General features: G+C 72.6%; 16 protein-coding genes. 8 read left to right on the plus strand and 8 right to left on the minus strand.

All coding sequences use genetic code 11. The features are described 5' to 3' along the window. Positions 1-22: 22 nt before the first annotated feature. Together ABZ899_RS09280 and ABZ899_RS09285 are read right to left on the minus strand one after the other, a co-directional pair. A complete protein-coding gene (locus tag ABZ899_RS09280) occupies positions 23-502 on the minus strand; it encodes an anthrone oxygenase family protein (protein WP_361343041.1) in 480 nt (159 codons plus the stop codon). Between the two features lie 420 nt (positions 503-922). Beyond that, positions 923-1,771: a DUF2293 domain-containing protein gene (locus ABZ899_RS09285; RefSeq protein ID WP_361343044.1), complete on the minus strand. Its 849-nt coding sequence runs from the start codon at positions 1,769-1,771 to the stop codon at positions 923-925. 110 nt (positions 1,772-1,881) lie between these two features. On the opposite strand from ABZ899_RS09285, the gene ABZ899_RS09290 reads away from it, so the two are divergent. Together ABZ899_RS09290 and ABZ899_RS09295 are read left to right on the plus strand one after the other, a co-directional pair. After that, positions 1,882-2,514 carry a uridine kinase gene (locus ABZ899_RS09290; RefSeq protein WP_361343046.1) on the plus strand — a complete coding sequence of 211 codons (633 nt, stop codon included), beginning with the start codon at positions 1,882-1,884 and terminating at the stop codon, positions 2,512-2,514. A gap of 138 nt (positions 2,515-2,652) precedes the next feature. After that, positions 2,653-3,090 (plus strand): CBS domain-containing protein, encoded by a 438-nt coding sequence (locus tag ABZ899_RS09295; RefSeq protein WP_361343049.1) that lies wholly within the window; start codon positions 2,653-2,655, stop codon positions 3,088-3,090. Positions 3,091-3,162: 72 nt separating this feature from the next. Here ABZ899_RS09295 and ABZ899_RS09300 read toward each other — a convergent pair whose 3' ends face one another. Beyond that, entirely contained in the window at positions 3,163-4,290 is a 1,128-nt protein-coding gene (locus ABZ899_RS09300; protein WP_361343052.1) for a magnesium and cobalt transport protein CorA, read from the minus strand. A 269-nt stretch (positions 4,291-4,559) separates the two neighbouring features. On the opposite strand from ABZ899_RS09300, the gene ABZ899_RS09305 reads away from it, so the two are divergent. Continuing rightward, positions 4,560-5,372: a methyltransferase domain-containing protein gene (locus tag ABZ899_RS09305; RefSeq protein ID WP_361343055.1), complete on the plus strand. Its 813-nt coding sequence runs from the start codon at positions 4,560-4,562 to the stop codon at positions 5,370-5,372. A gap of 21 nt (positions 5,373-5,393) precedes the next feature. Here ABZ899_RS09305 and ABZ899_RS09310 read toward each other — a convergent pair whose 3' ends face one another. Continuing rightward, entirely contained in the window at positions 5,394-6,326 is a 933-nt protein-coding gene (locus tag ABZ899_RS09310; RefSeq protein ID WP_361343057.1) for a sugar kinase, read from the minus strand. Further along, positions 6,323-7,231, minus strand: a complete 909-nt coding sequence (locus tag ABZ899_RS09315) for a pseudouridine-5'-phosphate glycosidase (protein ID WP_361343060.1) — start codon at positions 7,229-7,231, stop codon at positions 6,323-6,325. Before ABZ899_RS09315 ends, ABZ899_RS09310 begins: the two co-directional genes overlap by 4 nt. A gap of 99 nt (positions 7,232-7,330) precedes the next feature. On the opposite strand from ABZ899_RS09315, the gene ABZ899_RS09320 reads away from it, so the two are divergent. Next, on the plus strand, positions 7,331-7,759 hold the full coding sequence (locus tag ABZ899_RS09320) for a VOC family protein (protein WP_361343063.1): 429 nt from the start codon (positions 7,331-7,333) through the stop codon (positions 7,757-7,759). 269 nt (positions 7,760-8,028) lie between these two features. Here ABZ899_RS09320 and ABZ899_RS09325 read toward each other — a convergent pair whose 3' ends face one another. The 3 genes from ABZ899_RS09325 to ABZ899_RS09335 form a co-directional block, all read right to left on the minus strand. Beyond that, positions 8,029-9,312, minus strand: a complete 1,284-nt coding sequence (locus ABZ899_RS09325; RefSeq protein WP_361343066.1) for an MFS transporter — start codon at positions 9,310-9,312, stop codon at positions 8,029-8,031. A 183-nt stretch (positions 9,313-9,495) separates the two neighbouring features. After that, positions 9,496-10,050, minus strand: a complete 555-nt coding sequence (locus tag ABZ899_RS09330) for a methylated-DNA--[protein]-cysteine S-methyltransferase (RefSeq protein WP_361343069.1) — start codon at positions 10,048-10,050, stop codon at positions 9,496-9,498. A gap of 47 nt (positions 10,051-10,097) precedes the next feature. Then, positions 10,098-10,973 carry a glycerophosphodiester phosphodiesterase family protein gene (locus ABZ899_RS09335; RefSeq protein WP_361343072.1) on the minus strand — a complete coding sequence of 292 codons (876 nt, stop codon included), beginning with the start codon at positions 10,971-10,973 and terminating at the stop codon, positions 10,098-10,100. A 276-nt stretch (positions 10,974-11,249) separates the two neighbouring features. On the opposite strand from ABZ899_RS09335, the gene ABZ899_RS09340 reads away from it, so the two are divergent. The 4 genes from ABZ899_RS09340 to ABZ899_RS09355 all read left to right on the plus strand — a co-directional run bounded on the left by ABZ899_RS09340 (position 11,250) and on the right by ABZ899_RS09355 (position 17,099). Further along, the gene (locus tag ABZ899_RS09340; RefSeq protein ID WP_361343075.1) at positions 11,250-12,113 is read left to right on the plus strand and encodes an MHYT domain-containing protein; all 864 of its coding nucleotides are present in this window, start codon (positions 11,250-11,252) and stop codon (positions 12,111-12,113) included. Between the two features lie 40 nt (positions 12,114-12,153). Beyond that, positions 12,154-14,298: an excinuclease ABC subunit UvrB gene (uvrB, locus tag ABZ899_RS09345; RefSeq protein WP_361343078.1), complete on the plus strand. Its 2,145-nt coding sequence runs from the start codon at positions 12,154-12,156 to the stop codon at positions 14,296-14,298. 165 nt (positions 14,299-14,463) lie between these two features. Beyond that, entirely contained in the window at positions 14,464-15,042 is a 579-nt protein-coding gene (locus ABZ899_RS09350) for a TerD family protein (RefSeq protein WP_361343080.1), read from the plus strand. Positions 15,043-15,095: 53 nt separating this feature from the next. Beyond that, positions 15,096-17,099, plus strand: coding sequence for a TerD family protein (locus tag ABZ899_RS09355; protein WP_361343086.1), 2,004 nt, complete (start codon positions 15,096-15,098; stop codon positions 17,097-17,099). Positions 17,100-17,205: the final 106 nt, after the last annotated feature.

The following is a 17,205-nucleotide window of genomic DNA, read 5'->3' on the forward strand; positions in this document are numbered from 1 at the left end:
GGGGCAACCCGGGGGTGGCGGATCAGCTGAGCGCCAGCGCGTACGACACCGTCGCGGCGGCCGAGGCCACCGTGCGGACGTGGTTCCACGCCGACCACTCCCGCACGTACACCGGCCAGTACGCGCTCGCCTCCCGCGTGCCCGGCTCCAGCTTCTCCAGCGCCTCGTTCCGGGGCACGTTCGCCGTCACCGTCACCCCGAACGAACCGAACAGATACAGCGCGCTGCCCAGCAGCAGCTCCACGGTCACCCCGGCCGGCCACAGCACGAAGGTCACCACGGCGATCACCGCGCACAGCACCGCGGACCCCAGGAACAGCAGCAGGAACGCCGGCATCAGCGCGGCCCTGTTGACCGCCCTCATCGCCGCCACGCCCTGCGCCGGGGGCAGCCCGGCGAGGGCCGGCATCACGAACGTCGAGAAGGCGCAGAAGACGCCCGCCACCAGGCCGGTCCCGACCACACCGCTCACGACGAGTACGAAGTACGGCCCGTCCGTCATGTCCAACGTCACCACCCGTGTCCCACCGGGATCCCGCCCGGCCCCTCCGGTCACCACCAGGAAACACCTGTGCGACGACGGTGCCCATGGCCCAGCGACCCGATCACATACGTGAGCGTCCACGGAGGGCGGAACTCCGGCGGTGTCCCCGCCGACCGATGCCACGGCACCCGGGGACAGACTCTCCGCCGGTCGCGTCGATCCGGTCGGCCCGTCAGAGGTGGGCGGTGGTGTCCCGGTACGGCGTGCCGGGCGCCGGCCGTGCGCCTGTGCCGGCACGTCCGTCGGGCTCGGCGTCCGTCGATTCGGTCGGCCCGTCAGGGGCGGGCGGTGGTGTCCTGGTAGGCCGTGCCGGGCGCCGGCCCTGCGCTTGTGCCGGCACGTCCGTCGGGGTCGGCGTCCGTCGATTCGGTCGGCCCGTCAGAGGTGGGCGGCGGTGTCCTGGTAGGCCGTGCCGGGCGCCGGCCCTGCGCCTGTGCCGGCACGTCCGTCGGGCGCGGCGTCTTCGGCGCCCGGTGGGCCCGTGTCGGCGGGGTCGGGCGGACCCGCGCCCTCGGTGTCGGGGGCCCCGCCCCCACCCCCGCCTCCCCCCTCCCTCCGCCACCCCCGCAGGGCCGTCTCCACCGTCGCCGCGATCCTCCGGCGCGCCTCGTGCCGTGGCAGCCCGCACATCAGCAGCTCGTCGTACGGGGTGTCCAGGTGCCGCACCGACGCCGCGACCGCTGAGGAGACGGCGCCCTCGGACAGCGCCCGACCGGCCGCGCTGCGGCCCACCCGCCCGCTGCCCCGCACCGACGCGTGCCCGGCGATGTCCCGCGCCCGGTCCGGTGGGCACCCGGGGAACAACCGTCGTATCTCCGCCGCGAAGGCGTCCGCGAACCGCGCGTCCTCCCGCTCGCGCCGCCGTGCGTCCCGCGCCCTCCGCCGCCGCCGGGCCTCCGCGTCCGCCAGGCAACGCAGTTCCGCCCGGGCGAGCCCCGCCTCCTCGACCAGGACGCCCTGCCGCTCGTACCGCCCCTTGCGCCGGTTGAACCGGACGACCACCGCCGACAGCCCGCTCTCCTCCCGCGACCGGCGTGTCAACGCGGTGTCGCCGCGCGCCAGGAACACCAGGTGCCCGAGGTCGGCACAGTCGAGGCACCACGGCGCCCCGTCCTCCAGTACGAGCATCCGCAACGGCCCCGCACCGCACACCGCGCAGTGCCGCCTCCTGAGAGGCTGCACGACGAGCGGACCGGTGCCTGACGAGGGGGTGGCCGAGGGTGCCATGCCCGGTTCATCCCCTGCACGCACGGCCGAGGAACGTCCCGGCCCACCACGCGCCCCACGGCGTCGGGGTGCCAGGCCCCGCGGTCGCCGGCTGCCGCATCATGGGCCCTGTGCGACTCGAAGCGATCACCTGGGAGCGGCTCGCCGACCGGCTGGCCGAACGGCTTCTCGACCTCAAGCCGGCCGACGGCGGCGCCTGGCCGCGGGTGGCCCTCGACGGCGCCCCGGCGGCCCGACCGGGGGAGCTGGCCGAGCGGGTCGCCCAGGCGCTGCGCGTCCGCGGCCGCCCCGCCCTCACCGTCGGCGTGGAGGGCTTTCTGCGGCCCGCCTCGATCCGCCTGGAGTACGGGCACCAGGACCTGGACGCCTACTACGACGGGTGGTTCGACACCGGTGCCCTGTGGCGCGAGGTCTTCGGCCCCCTCGAACCCGGCGGCGACGGCCGTGTGCTGCCCGACCTGTGGGACCCGGTCACCGACCGGGCGACCCGCAGCGCCTACACCCGGCTGCCACCCGGCGGCGTGCTGCTGCTCCACGGACCCCTCCTCCTGCGGCACTGGTTCCCCTTCGACCTGACCGTCCACGTCCTCCTCTCACCCGGCGCACTGCGCCGCCGCACCCCCGAGGCCGACCAGTGGACCCTGCCGGCCTTCGAGCGCTACGACCACGAGACGGACCCGGCGGGCACGGCCGACGTCCTGGTCCGCGCCGACGACCCCCGTCACCCCGCCTGGAACGGCTGACCGCGCTTCCCCGCCGCCGCCCCGGAAGCGGCGCCGGGCGCTCCGGGTGCGTGGGTCTCCGGGCCTGGAGAGAATTGACTCCGCCGGGACACGGTGCGTCCCGCGCCGCACCGGCCGTCCGACGACGGGAGGTAACCCATGACCACTGCCCGAGACATCATGCACCGCGGTGCCCAGTGGATCCCGGCTCACGAGACCCTGGACCGGGCCGCCCAGTTGATGCGCGACCTGGGCGTCGGAGCCCTGCCCATCAGCGACCACGACGAACGGCTCTGCGGCATCCTCACCGACCGCGACATCGTCGTCGGCTGTGTGGCCATGGGGCACGATCCGAGCAAGGTCACGGCCGGCGAGATGGCCCAGGGGACCCCGCGCTGGATCCCGTCGGACGCCGACATCAGCGACGTCCTCCGCGAGATGACGGCCCACCAGATCCGCCGGCTCCCGGTCATCGAGGACAAGCGCCTCGTCGGCATGATCAGCGAGGCAGACCTGGCCCGGAACCTGCCCGAGAGCGACGTCGGCCACTGGGCCGAGGGCGTCTACGCCCGCAGCGGGGAGACGGTGACGCGCTGACAGCCGGCCGACGGGGTCACCTCCCGGACGCCGCTGCCCGGCCGTCCGCGCCGGGCGGGGGCGTGCCGCGGCTCAGAGCCAGCCGTTGCGCCGGAAGCCGCGGTACAGGACCACGCACGCGACGGATATGACGACCAGCACGAGCGGGTAGCCGAAGGTCCACCGCAGCTCCGGCATGTGCTCGAAGTTCATCCCGTACACCCCGCACACCATCGTCGGCACGGCGATGATCGCGGCCCACGCCGTGATCTTGCGCATGTCCTCGTTCTGGGCGACGGTGACCTGCGCCAGATGTGCCTGCAGGATCGAGTTCAGCAGTTCGTCGAAGGCGAACAGCTGCTCCTTTGCCCGCAGCAGATGGTCGGAGACATCGCGGAAGTACGCCTGTATCTCCGGGGGCACCACACGGATCGGCACGGTGGCCAGTTCCTCCAGCGGACGGCTGAGCGGCACCACGGCCCGCTTCAGTTCGAGGAGTTCACGCTTGAGCTGGTAGATCTGGCCCGGGTCGGCCCGTGCGCCGTTCTCCGCGAAGACGTCCGTCTCGACCTCGTCGATGTCCTCCTGCACCGAGTCGATGACGCTCAGATAGTCGTCCACGACATGGTCCGCGATCGCGTGCAGCACCACGGCCGGCCCCTTGGCGAGCTGCTCGGCGTCCGACTCCAGCTCCTCGCGCAACGGACCGAGCGAGCCGTGCCGTCCGTGCCGCACGGTGATCACGAAGTCATGGCCGGTGAACACCATGATCTCGCCGGTGTCCACCACCTCGCTGGTCGACGTGAGCTCCTCGTGCTCGACGTAGCAGACCGTCTTGAACACGGCGAACAGCGTGTCGTCGTACCGCTCCAGCTTCGGCCGCTGATGCGCCTCCACCGCGTCCTCGACCGCCAGCGGATGCAGGGCGAACAGCTCCGCGATGCCGGCGAACTCCTCGTCCGTGGGCTCGTGGAGCCCCAGCCAGACGAAGCCGCCGCCGCGCCTGCGTACCCGCTGCAGGGCGTCGGCCACGTCACCGCTGTCCGGGACGCGCGCACCGTCCTGGTAGGTCACGCAGTTCACCACCGAGGAGCCCAGCGGGGATCTGGCCGGATGGCTCAGGTCGACGCGGGGGCGCCGACCAGCCAGCCGTGCCACCTTGCGCAGGCCGCCGACCTTCGAAAGGCCGGTGACCTTGCGCAGATTCCCTGCCATGGACATCTGGATCTCCCTGCGTCGGATCTCCTGCGCGGGTCATCTCGACGGCCGCCCCGCCGTGTTCTCGCCGCGGAGTGCGTCGTGGCCCGTCAGTCTGCCAGGTGGGGGTGAGACGCGGGTAAGCCTGTGGGAGCAGCGCATTCCGGTTGGTTCCCGCCTGTGGACGACGCGAGCGCACCCGTATCGAGGCGGGGTGGGGAAGAGGAAATTCGGGGCGTCGGGGCCGAGCGTCGCCCTCTTCGGACAAGGGCGGCAACTGGGATGATCGGCCCATGACGCGAACCGACGGATACCTCCTCGACAACCGGCAGGCCGAGGCAGCCGAGCGCTTCGACGCCTTCGCCGCACTCTTCGACCCCACGACGTTCCGGCACCTCGAACGGCTCGGCACCGGCCCCGGCTGGCGCTGCTGGGAGGTGGGCGCCGGAGGCACCTCGGTGGTGTCCTGGCTGGCCAAGAAGGTCGGCCCCACCGGGCGCGTCGTCGCCACCGACATCGACACCTCCCGGCTCACCCCCGCCGCCCGCCCGCCGGTCGAGGTGCGCGTCCACGACGTCGCCGCCGACGAAGCCCCGGGACGCGACTTCGACCTGGTGCACGCCCGGCTCGTCCTCGTCCATGTGCCCGACCGGGAAAAGGCGTTGAAGTCGATGATCGGCGCCCTGCGCCCCGGCGGCCGCCTGCTGATCGAGGACGCCGACCCGGCCCTGCAGCCCCTGCTCTGCCCCGAGGACCACGGCCCCGGGCAGCAGCTCGCGAACCGGTTGCGCCACGGCTTCCGCACGCTGCTCGCCGAGCGCGGCGCCGACCTCTCCTACGGCCGCCGGCTGCCGCGCCTGCTGCGCGAGGCCGGGCTGCGGCGGGTGGAGGCCGACGCGTACTTCCCGCTCTCCTCGGCCGCCTGCGCCACGCTGGAGTCCGCCACCGTCCGGCAGATCCGCGACCGGCTGGTCGCCGAAGGCATCGCCACCGACGAGGAGATCGACCGCCACCTCGCGAACGTGGCCGCCGGCGGCATGGATCTGGCCACCGCCCCGATGATCTCGGCGTGGGGACGCAAGGCGCCGGAGGACAACGGCGGCTGACCCGCGCCGCCGGACCTCACGTCACCGAGGGGGTCTGCCGCCCACCCGTCCCACGGCCAGCGCACCGGCCCGGCACCCCTCCCGCGCCGCCTCCTCGGGGCCGGCGCCCCTGAGCAATGCGGCCAGGAAGGCGCCCGTGAAGGCGTCCCCCGCCCCGGTCGTGTCCCGCGCCACCGCCGGTTCGGCCGGAACACGGGCGCTCACGGTCCCGTCCCGGGCCACCAGCGCCCCGTCCACACCCTGCTTGGCGACCACCAGCGGCACCCGGCGGCTCAGTTCGGCCGCGGCCCGCGCCGCGTCGGCCGCCCCCGTGAGCAGGCGTGCCTCGTCCTGGCTGGGCAGCAGGACGTCCACTCCCGCCACCGCCTCCAGGAAGCGGTCGACGCCCAGGCGCACCAGGAACCCGGCCGACGCCGGGTCCAGACTCACCCGCACGCCCCGCGCGCGTGCCGACCGCAGAGCCGCCGTCACCAGTGCCCGGCTCGGCTCCGAGAACAGCAGATACCCCGACAGATGCAGATGGCCCACTCCGTCGAGCAGTTGCTCCGACCAGTCCCCGGGATCCAGCCGCAGGGACGCGCCGCTGTCCGTGAGGAACGTCCGCTCGGCGGCGGCACCGCCGTCGACCAGGCAGATCACCGTCCCGGTCGGTGCCCGCGGGTCGACGACGAGCAGCGGCCGTACCCCGCCGGCCGCCAGCTCCCGCTCGTGCCAGGCCGCCGAGTCCGCCCCGACCCGGCCGAGCAGCCGTACGTCCGCGCAGCCCCGGTACGCCGCCCAGCAGGCCACGTTGGCGCCCGCGCCGCCGGGCACGGTCCGGATGGCCGCCACCGTGTCCGTGCCGGAGGCGAGCGGCCCGTGATGGCGGGCGACGACGTCCGTCACCACGTCCCCGACGACCAGGAGTGCGCCCGGCGCGGGCGCCGGGTCGCGCGCCGTTTCCGCCGCGCTCACACCCCGGTCCAGGCCGCCGCGATCCGCCCGGCGAGCCGTACGTTGCCGCGCACCGCCGCGAGGTTGGCGCTCAGAGAAGCGCCGTCGGTGTGCCGTACCAGATGGTCCAGCAGGAACGGGGTGACGGCCTGGCCGGTCACGCCGCGCTCCTCGCACGCGTGCAGCGCATCGGCCAGCACACGCGCGTGCAGCCCGGGATCGAGCTGTTCCTCCTCCGGCACCGGGTTGGCGACGATCAGCGCCGACGCGGGCCCGCCGAGGTCGTCCTGAGCACGCATCACCTCGGCCACCTCACGCGGCGAGCGCAGCGTCCAGTCCACCGGGTGTCCCGAGTCGGACAGGTAGAAGCCCGGGAAGCGCTCGGTGCCGTAGCCCGCCACCGCCACCCCCAGGGTCTCCAGCCGCTGCAGGGTGGCCGGGACGTCCAGGATCGACTTCACGCCCGCGCACACCACCGTGACACGGGTCCGTGCCAGCAGCCCCAGGTCGGCCGACTCGTCCTGCGTCACCGTCCACTCCCGGTGCACGCCGCCCAGACCGCCCGTCGCGAACACCCGCACACCGGCCAGCGCCGCCAGCTGGGCCGTCGCCGACACCGTCGTCGCACCGCTCGCCCCGGCCGCCACCGCGAGCGGCAGATCCCGGTGCCCCAGCTTCCGGATGCCGTCCTCGTTGGCGATCCGCTCCAACTGCTGCTTGTCGAGGCCGACGTGCGGCCGTCCGTCCAGTACGGCGATCGTCGCGGGGACCGCGCCCTCCCGCCGTACGAGGTCCTCCAGTTCCAGCGCCACCTGGAGGTTGCGCGGACGGGGCAGCCCGTGCGCGATGATCGTGGATTCCAGCGCCACCACCGGGCGACGCGCGTCGACCGCGTCCCGTACTTCCTCCGACACCACCAGAACCACGCGACTGCCTCCTGTCTGTCGGTACTCCCTCATCCCTGGCGACACACGCGCCCGGTCAAACCCTTGCGGCCTGTGGGGGACGACACCAGCCTGGAGCGCATGAAGGACAACACCGCACGTCTCGACCATGTCGTCCTGTGGGTCCGTGACCCGGTGGCGGCCGCCGGCTTCTACGAGAAGACAGTCGGCATGGAGCCCGTCCGGCTCACCGAGTTCACCGAAGGGACGGTGCCGTTCCCCTCCGTCCGCCTCAACGACGAGACGATCATCGACCTCATGCCGCTCACCATGGCCGAGCGGATGAAGATGCTGCCCGGCGCCGCGGAGAGCGCCGGCCACCCCGTCCATCACGTCTGCCTCGCGCTGCCCGGCGAGGACTTCGACACCCTGCGCGCCCGCTTGGAGGAGGGCGGCACACCGGTGTCGGACGTCGCGCGCGACTCCTTCGGCGCCCGCGGGAACGCAACGCGCAGCTTCTACTTCCGCGACCCCGACGGCAACGTGTTCGAGGCCCGGCACTACGACTGACCGGCGACCGTGGGAGGAGGCCACGCGCGCGGCCCCCTCCCGCACGGCTCCGGCATGGGACCGGCCGCACTCGCCCGGCGCCCCGTGCGGGTCGAGCACGCCCTTGCGGCCGGCGCCCCGATCGAACGCGGCGTAGCCGGCCGGTGCGTCCTCCAGGACGACCAGGTGGCGTTGACCGCCTTCGCGATGTGGACTGCCGTCGCGCGGCCACCGGCCGCAGCGGTCCATGGCGCCATGGAAAAGGCCCTGTTCGACGGCGGGTGCCGCCTTCAGTCGCCCGCGACGGCTCCCGCCCGTCCGCTCCGGGTGAACAGGGCCAGCGCCGCCAGCGGCAGCAGCAGACAGGCGGCGAGGAAGTTCAGCCACGCGTAGCCGGCCGTGGCGACGACGAGTCCCGCGGCCGCCCCACCGACGCCGGCCGAGGCGTTCATCACGAGGTCCGACAGGCCCTGAGCGGCCGCTCGCGCGGCCTGCGGCACCGAGTCCGTGAACAGTGCCGAACCCGAGACCAGGGCCGCGGACCAGCCGAGACCCAGCACGAACAGACCGGCCGCCGTCTGCCCGTGCCGGCCGCCCGCCGTGCCGGCGAGGAACACCGCGCACGCCAGCAGCCCCACCGCCAGCCCGATCCCGGACAGCCTGCCCAGCCGGTCCGACAGCCGGCCCATCAGCGGGGCGAAGGCGTACATGCCCGCGATGTGCCCGCTGATGACCAGCCCGATCAGCTCGATGCCGGCGCCGTGATGCTCCAGGTCGACCGGGGTCATCGACATCACCGACACCATCGCGGTGTGCGCCACCGCGACCGCCACGACCGCCAGCCGGGCCCGCGGCGAGGCGGCCACGGCGGCCACCCCCGCGCGCAGGGAGCGCCCCGCGGGTGTCCGCTCCTCGGCGGGCGCGAGGGCACGGGCCGTCAGCAGCGGGTCCGGGCGCAGCAGTACGGCCACGACCACCGCGGACAGCAGGAAGATCCCCGCCGCCCACAGGAACGGACCCGCCGCCGCGGGTATCCCGAGGCCGGTGACGCTGCGGCCGGCGGGGGCCGCGATGTTCGGCCCGATCACAGCGCCGATGGTGGTCGCCCACACGACCATCGAGATGGCACGCGCGCGCTGCTCGGGCTCGGCCAGGTCGGCGGCCGCGAAGCGGGCCTGAAGGTTCGCCGACGAGGCCGCGCCGAACGCCGCCAGCCCGCACAGGAGCAGCGGGAAGCTCCCGGCCCGGGCCGCGACCACGCTGACCCCGGCACCCAGGGCGCCGATCAGATAGGCCAGGACGAGTCCCGGACGGCGCCCCCGCGCGGTCATCAGCGCGGCGAGCGGCATCGACAGCACCGCTGTGCCCGCGACGGTCGCTGTGGGCGCGAGCCCCGACAGCGACTCGGTGCCGCTGACCTCCTTGGCCAGGACCGCGGCGAGCGCGATGCCGGTGGCGACCCCGAGGCCGCCCAGGATCTGCGTCGCGATCAGCACGGCCGACGTCCGGCGCCGCAGCGCCTCGAGGTCCTGGGGCGTCGCCGGCACGGCCGTCCGGCGCTCCACACTCGTCATGACGCCTGCCCGGGCCCGGCGTACGGCCAGCCGGACGGCGCAAGGCGACACACCGGACCGGCCGCGTACGGGCGGGTGAAAAATGTCGTCGTCACGGGCGCAGTCTCCCCCTCTGATGCGCGGGCCCAACCCGACTGCGTCCGGCCGGTCCCCTGGCGGACGCCGCTCGGACACCGCGGCCGGTCAGAACAGCGGCTCGGGCAGGACCCCTTCCAGCGCGAGCAGCTTCCGCTTGGTCTCCAGACCGCCTCCGAAGCCCCCGATGCCGCCGCCGCTCTCCACGACCCGGTGGCACGGCACCACGACCGGCAGCGGATTGGCGCCCATCGCCATGCCGACCGCCTGGGCCGCGCCCGGCTGCCCGACCCGCCCCGCCAGGTCGCCGTACCCGACGACCGCCCCGAACGGCACCGTGGAGGCCAGCTCGCGCAGGACCTGCCGGTTGAAGCCCGAGATCAGCGACCAGTCCAGCGGCAGCTCGAAGTCCTTGCGCGTCCCCGCGAAGTACTCGTCCATCTGACGTATCGGCTCGGCGAGCAGGGCGGACCCGGGGTCCTCGACCGGATCGGCGCCGAGCCGCGCGGCCAGCCGCTCCAGTGCCTTCTCGCGTATCTCCGGCGTGGCGTGGAACACGACGCTGACCAGGCCGTCCCGTGTGGCGGCCAGCATCAGCGGACCGATGGCGGTGCCGACCACGGCCCACACCACCCGCTGCTCGTCCTGCCCGTGGCTGTCCATGTGCTCACCGTACGGGCCGCCACCGACAACGTGCCCCGGAGTGCCGCTCAGCCCGCCGGGAACGCGTTCCGCACGACGTCCGGGCTGTTGCTGATGATGCCGTCGACCCCGTACCCGGCGACCTGCCGGGCCGTGTCCGCGTCGTTCACGGTCCAGGTGAACACCTCCAGCGGCCCGCCGTGCGGTCCGTCGAACTCGTGGACGGAGGAGACGTAGCCGGGGGAGACCGTGGTGTACGACGGGTTGATCTGGTCGGCGAAGACCGCGTACCGCGACAGGTCCGCCACCGACGGCGTGCCGAGGAAGCCAGTCCTCACCGCCGGCTGCAGCTCGTGGACGGCCCGGACGCTGTCGGCGCTGAAGCTCTGCACGATCAGCCGGCCGGCCAGGTGGGAGGCGTCGAGCCAGCCCTCGTCGCCGAGCACCTTCAGGATCTGTTGCTCGATGTCCGGGTACAGCTCGGGGTTCTTGATCTCCAGCAGCAGCTTCTGCCGGTGCGACTCCACGCGGTCCACGTACTGCCGGAGGGTCGGTACGCGCGCGCCCGCGAACTCGGGCCCGAACCAGCTGCCCGCGTCCAGCCGGGCGATCTCCGCCGCGGTGAAGTCCTTCACCTTCCACGGGGAGCGGCCGGGAAAGACCTCCTCGACGTCCGTCGTGCGCTTCAGGTTGTCGTCGTGGATCACGACCAGCTCGCCGTCCTTGGTGCGCTGCACGTCGTTCTCGACCCACTCGATGCCGAGGCCGGCGGCCTTGTCGACGGCGGCCAGAGTGTTCTCGGGCGCACAGGAGGAGGCCCCTCGGTGGGCGATGACCGTCGGCCGCTCGGTCCGGACGCCCGCGCCGGCGGCGGGAGCGGGAAACAGCAGGGCGGCCGTTCCCAGCAGTGCGGCCGTCGTGGCGGCAACAGCGCGCGCGTGCATACGTACTCCTCGTGTCGGAGATCACGGTCGGTTCAACTCTGACAGCACAGGGTCAACGACGAAGCAGGACGGGTCGGCCGCAGGGCGCCCGGAGTTGCCCCGTCCGCTCACTCGTGCCGCACAACTGGGGCAAGCCCGTGATTCTTTGCAGGAGAATCGTTCGAGCCTTGCGGTGGGGGTTACTCTCTGCCTCAACCCTGGCCCGCGCGGGCGGTCCCGGGAGGGGACGCACGATCGAACATTCCGAGATGTAAACAGGCGGAAGGGCAGCCGCGTATGCAGGGGACGGTCGACGGTTTCAGCTACGGGATCGTCACACCGCTGGTGGCCTACCTCATGGCCTGCCTCGGAGGCGCGCTCGGGTTGCGCTGTACCACCAGGGCGATGCTGGTCGCGCGCTCCCGGCGCCCCGCCTGGCTCGCCCTCGGCTCGGTGGCCATCGGGTCCGGCATCTGGACCATGCACTTCATCGCGATGATGGGCTTCACGGTCGATGAGACGCCGATCCACTACGACAAACCGATGACGTTCGCGAGCCTCGCCGTCGCCATCGTGATGGTGGGCATCGGCATCTTCATCGTCGGCAGCCGCGGCGCGCGCGGGACGGCCCTGTTCACCGGCGGCACCATCACCGGCCTGGGCATCGCCTCCATGCACTACCTCGGCATGGCGGGCATGCGCCTCGACGGCAGGCTGGAGTACAACACGCTCACCGTCGCCGCCTCCGTCGCGATAGCGATGCTCGCCGCCACCGCCGCCCTCTGGGCCGCCGGCCAGGTCAGGGGAGTGCTCTGGAGCGTCGGCGCCAGCCTGATCATGGGCCTCGCCGCCAGCGGCATGCACTACACCGGCATGGCCGCCCTCAGCGTCCACCTGCACGGCGCGGGAGCCGCCACGGCGGGCGACTCACCCGCCTCCCTGCTCGCGCCGATGCTGGTCGGCCCGCTCGCCTTCCTGCTCCTTGCCGGAGCGATCATGATCTTCGGACCGAAGACGGTCCTGGGACAGCCCGAGAAACCGCCCGCCGAGGAGAAGCCCGGCGTGCCCGCCCACGCCACCGTCCCGCGCCAGCTCCGTCGCCCGCCCCAGACCGTCCGCCGGACCGTCCGGCGACCTGCCAGGGCCCCGCAGAACCACTGACCGGACCGCGTTGTCAGCGGAGGGTCGTACGGTTGATTCCATGCGGCCCGTTTCCAGCATTGAACGCACGGTGGCGCCTTTCGAGGTCGTCAGCCCCTACCAGCCCAACGGCGACCAGCCCGCGGCCATCGCCGAGCTCGCCCGGCGCATCCAGGCCGGCGAGAAGGACGTCGTCCTGCTCGGCGCGACCGGCACCGGCAAGTCCGCGACCACCGCGTGGATGATCGAGAAGCTCCAGCGCCCCACCCTGGTCATGGCGCCGAACAAGACGCTGGCCGCCCAGCTGGCGAACGAGTTCCGCGAACTACTGCCGAACAACGCCGTCGAGTACTTCGTCTCGTACTACGACTACTACCAGCCCGAGGCGTACGTCCCGCAGTCGGACACCTACATCGAGAAGGACTCCTCGATCAACGAGGAGGTCGAGCGTCTGCGGCACTCCGCGACCAACTCGCTGCTCACCCGCCGCGACGTCGTCGTGGTCGCCTCGGTCTCCTGCATCTACGGCCTCGGCACACCGCAGGAGTACGTGGACCGCATGGTCCCCCTCAGGGTCGGCGAGGAGATCGACCGGGACGAGCTGCTGCGCCGCTTCGTCGACATCCAGTACACCCGCAACGACCTGGCGTTCACCCGGGGCACCTTCCGGGTCCGCGGCGACACCATCGAGATCTTCCCGGTCTACGAGGAGCTCGCCGTGCGCATCGAGATGTTCGGCGACGAGATCGAGGCGCTGTCCACGCTGCACCCGCTCACCGGCGAGATCATCAGCGACGACCAGCAGCTGTACGTGTTCCCGGCCTCCCACTACGTCGCGGGCCCGGAGCGCATGGAGCGCGCCGTCAACGACATCGAGAAGGAGCTCGGCGGGCGCCTCGCCGACCTGGAGAAGCAGGGCAAGCTGCTGGAGGCCCAGCGGCTGCGCATGCGCACCACGTACGACCTGGAGATGCTCCGCCAGATCGGCACCTGCTCCGGCGTCGAGAACTACTCGATGCACTTCGACGGCCGTGAGCCCGGCTCCCCGCCGAACACGCTGCTGGACTACTTCCCCGACGACTTCCTGCTCGTCATCGACGAGTCGCACGTCACGGTGCCGCAGATCGGAGCCATGTACGAGGGCGACGCCTCCCGCAAGCGCACCCTCGTCGACCACGGCTTCCGCCTGCCCTCGGCCCTCGACAACCGCCCGCTGAAGTGGGAGGAGTTCCAGGAGCGCATCGGTCAGACGGTCTACCTGTCGGCCACCCCCGGCACCTACGAGCTCTCCCGCTCCGACGGCCCGGTCGAGCAGATCATCCGCCCCACCGGCCTCGTCGACCCGCAGGTCGTCGTCAAGCCCACCGAGGGCCAGATCGACGACCTGGTCCACGAGATCCGCGGCCGCGTCGAGAAGGACGAGCGCGTCCTGGTCACGACCCTCACCAAGAAGATGGCCGAGGACCTCACGGACTACTTCCTGGAGCTCGGCATCCAGGTGCGCTACCTGCACAGCGACGTCGACACCCTGCGCCGCGTCGAGCTGCTGCGCGAGCTGCGCGCCGGCGAGTTCGACGTCCTCGTCGGCATCAACCTGCTGCGCGAGGGTCTCGACCTGCCCGAGGTGTCCCTGGTGGCGATCCTCGACGCGGACAAGGAGGGCTTCCTGCGCTCCGGCACGTCCCTCATCCAGACCATCGGCCGCGCGGCGCGCAATGTCTCCGGCGAGGTCCATATGTACGCGGACAAGATCACGCCGGCGATGGAGAAGGCCATCGACGAGACCAACCGCCGCCGTGAGAAGCAGGTCGCGTACAACAAGGCGAACGGCATCGACCCGCAGCCGCTGCGCAAGAAGATCAACGACATCGTCGCGCAGATCGCCCGCGAGGACGTCGACACCGAGCAACTGCTCGGCACCGGTTACCGGGCGAAGAAGGACGGCCGGGGCACCAAGGCGCCGGTGCCGTCGCTCGGGGGCAAGGCCGCGCAGGCCGCGAAGCCGGCCAAGGGCAAGTCCAAGGCCAAGCAGACGGTCCCGACCGACCAGCCCGCGGCCGAACTCGCCCAGCAGATCGAGGAACTGACGGAGCGTATGCGCGCCGCCGCCGCGGACCTCCAGTTCGAGATCGCGGCCCGACTGCGCGACGAGGTGTCCGAGATGAAGAAAGAGCTGCGTCAGATGAAGGAGGCCGGCATCGCCTGACCGGCCCATCTCCTTGGTCCGAGCCCGGCCCGCGCGTACGCGCAGTGTTGCAAGACCGACACAAAGTGGGGACCGGGCTACGTCGCTGTCAGTGCCCCTGCGTAGGGTTCTCGCATCCGCGGAGCCCGCGGCCAACAGGGGACTGTTCGAGAGGGGAATCAGCACGTGACCGTCAACATGACCAAGGGTCAGGCCATCAGTCTGCAGAAGAACGACGGGGGCAGCCTGACCGCGGTGCGCATGGGTCTCGGCTGGCAGGCGGCTCCCCGGCGCGGCCTGTTCGGTTCGCGCACGCGGGAGATCGACCTCGACGCCTCCGCGGTCCTCTTCGCGGACAAGCAGCCGGTCGACGTCGTCTTCTTCCGCCACCTGGTGAGTGACGACGGCTCGGTCCGCCACACCGGCGACAACCTCGTCGGCGGTGTCGGCCAGGGCGGCGACGACGAGGCCATCCTCGTCGACCTCGCGCGTATCCCGGTCCACATCGACCAGATCGTCTTCACCGTGAACTCCTTCACCGGGCAGACGTTCCAGGAGGTGCAGAACGCGTTCTGCCGCCTCGTCGACGAGACCAACGGCCAGGAGCTCGCCCGCTACACGCTCGCGGGCGGCGGCGCCTACACGGCGCAGATCATGGCGAAGGTGCACCGCTCGGGGACCGGCTGGGCGATGACCGCGCTCGGCACCCCGGCCAACGGCCGCACCTTCCAGGACCTGATGCCGGCGATCCTTCCGCACCTGTAGGCCCGCCCGGCGAGCAGCACACGACACGACAAGCGACACAGGGGGACGAGGGCATGACGGCCGAGCTGGTGCGGGGGCAGAACCACCCGCTCTCCCAGTCCCGTCTGGAGATCAGGGTCTCGGCCGGCACGCCGATGGTGGCGGCGGCCACCCTCGGCGACGAGCAGGGCAAGATCCACGGCGTGGAGTGGGTGGCCCATCCCGGCACCCCCACCCTGCCCGGCCTGGAGGTCTCCCGGCAGGCGGCCGCCGACCACCGTCTCGCGGTGGACCTGGACGCCATGCCGGAGGCCGTCCACCGGGTCAGTGTGCTGCTCGCCCTGCCGACCGGCGCCGGGGGACCGACCCGCTTCGGCGCCGTCCCCGCCCCCTTCGTCACGGTCACCGGCCTGGACGGCACCGGGATCGCCAGCTACACCGTGGCCGGTCTGGACTCCGAGTCGGCCGTGATCGCCCTGGAGCTCTACCGCCGCCAGGGCGCCTGGAAGGTCCGGGCCATCGGCCAGGGCTATGCGGGCGGACTCGCCGACCTCTTCACCGACCAGGGTCTGGCCGAGGCCCGCCAACTCGCCGGCGGCATCCACGAAGCGGTGGCCCAGGGGCTGGCGCGCTCGGTGCCGGCACCCCCGCCCCGCCCGGACGGCGACCGCTCCCGGCAGCCGGCCGCACCGGCCCTCGGTCCGGACCAGGGCGGCCCCGCCTCCACCTCCAGCGGGTCCGGTCCGGTGCCGACGTCGCCCTACGGCCCGCAGGCGCCGGGGATACCGGGCCAGGCCGCGCCGCAGCCTCCGTTCCAGGGCGGTGACGGCGCTCAGCCGTCCACGCCCGGCTCCGGGAGCGGCATCGACTACAGCCACCCGCGCCGGCAGACCTCCGCTCCACCACCACCGCCGCCCACCGCGCCCCCGGCCGAGCCCGGCAGGCCACCGCAGCCCGTCGCCGGTGACGCCACCGGCTGGTCCATGGACGAGCGGCTCTACAACCAGGTCTGGGGCATGTTCGAGGACCTGGCCCGCACCGCCGCGGCCTACCGCAGCGCGGTCGACTTCGCCGAGTCACGCATGGAGAAGGAACTCGACCAGGCCCTGTCGGACCCGCGCAGCAGGATCGGCGGCCAGGGCGACGCCGCCCGCGAGGCGGCGCAGACCCGGCACACCGACCTGGTCAACCAGGCCCGGGCGGCCCTCGACCGCGACGTCGCCCAGCTCACCGCCGAGTCCGAGGTGGTCGAGCCCGCGCTGCCGCCCGCGTTCGCGCGCTGGGACAATCCCGTCTGGCACGGCTACCGCGTCCCGATGGAGATCCCCATGGCCCTGCGCCTGGGCGACCTCCATCTACCCGAGTGCGCCGACCTGCGTATCCCGATGCTGATCCGGCTGCCGCTGGAGCGCGGCCTGTGGATCGACAGCGGACGCGGCGCCTCGCTCGACGGCTCCTTCACCGACGCCCACGACATGCGCCGCCTCGCGACCGAGACGGCCGTGGCGCACGCGGCCCGGCTGCTGGCGGTCTACCCGGCGGGCGAGTTCACCGTCCACGTGATCGACCCGGCGGGTTCGGGTGCCCAGGCACTCGCCCCGCTGGTGCGGACGGGTGTGCTCGCGGGCCCGCCCGCGGCGGGCGCGGCCGGGGTGGCGGACGTCCTGGCCCGCCTCACCCAGCGCGTCGACCTGGTGCAGATGGCGCTGCGCGGCGGAGCGCCCGATTCCCTCCCGCCCGGCTTCGACACCTCCCAGCAACTGCTGATCGTCAACGACTTCCCGCACGGTTTCGACGACCGGGCCGTGAACCAGTTGCGCTACCTCGCCGACGAGGGCCCGGCGGTCGGCGTCCATCTGATGATGGTGGCCGACCGTGAGGACGCCTCGGGCTACGGGCCACTGCTCGACCCCCTGTGGCGGGCGCTGCTGCGTCTGACCCCGGTGCCGGACGACCACCTGGCCGACCCCTGGGTCGGGCATGCCTGGACCTATGAGCCGCCGCTCGTTCCGCCCGGCAGCCAGGTGCTGCAGCAGGTGCTCACCCGGGTCGCCGAGGCTCGCGCCAAGCATTGGTAAAAGACTCCTGACCTGCACATTCGGTATCGATTTTGCCGAGCACTTTACCTTTCCTTGGTGATTCGTTACTGTTGATCCCACGGAGGGGAGTACTCCCTGTCTGCTG

This window comes from Streptomyces sp. NPDC046859 (assembly GCF_040645135.1).
Taxonomy (GTDB): Bacteria; Actinomycetota; Actinomycetes; order Streptomycetales; family Streptomycetaceae; genus Streptomyces.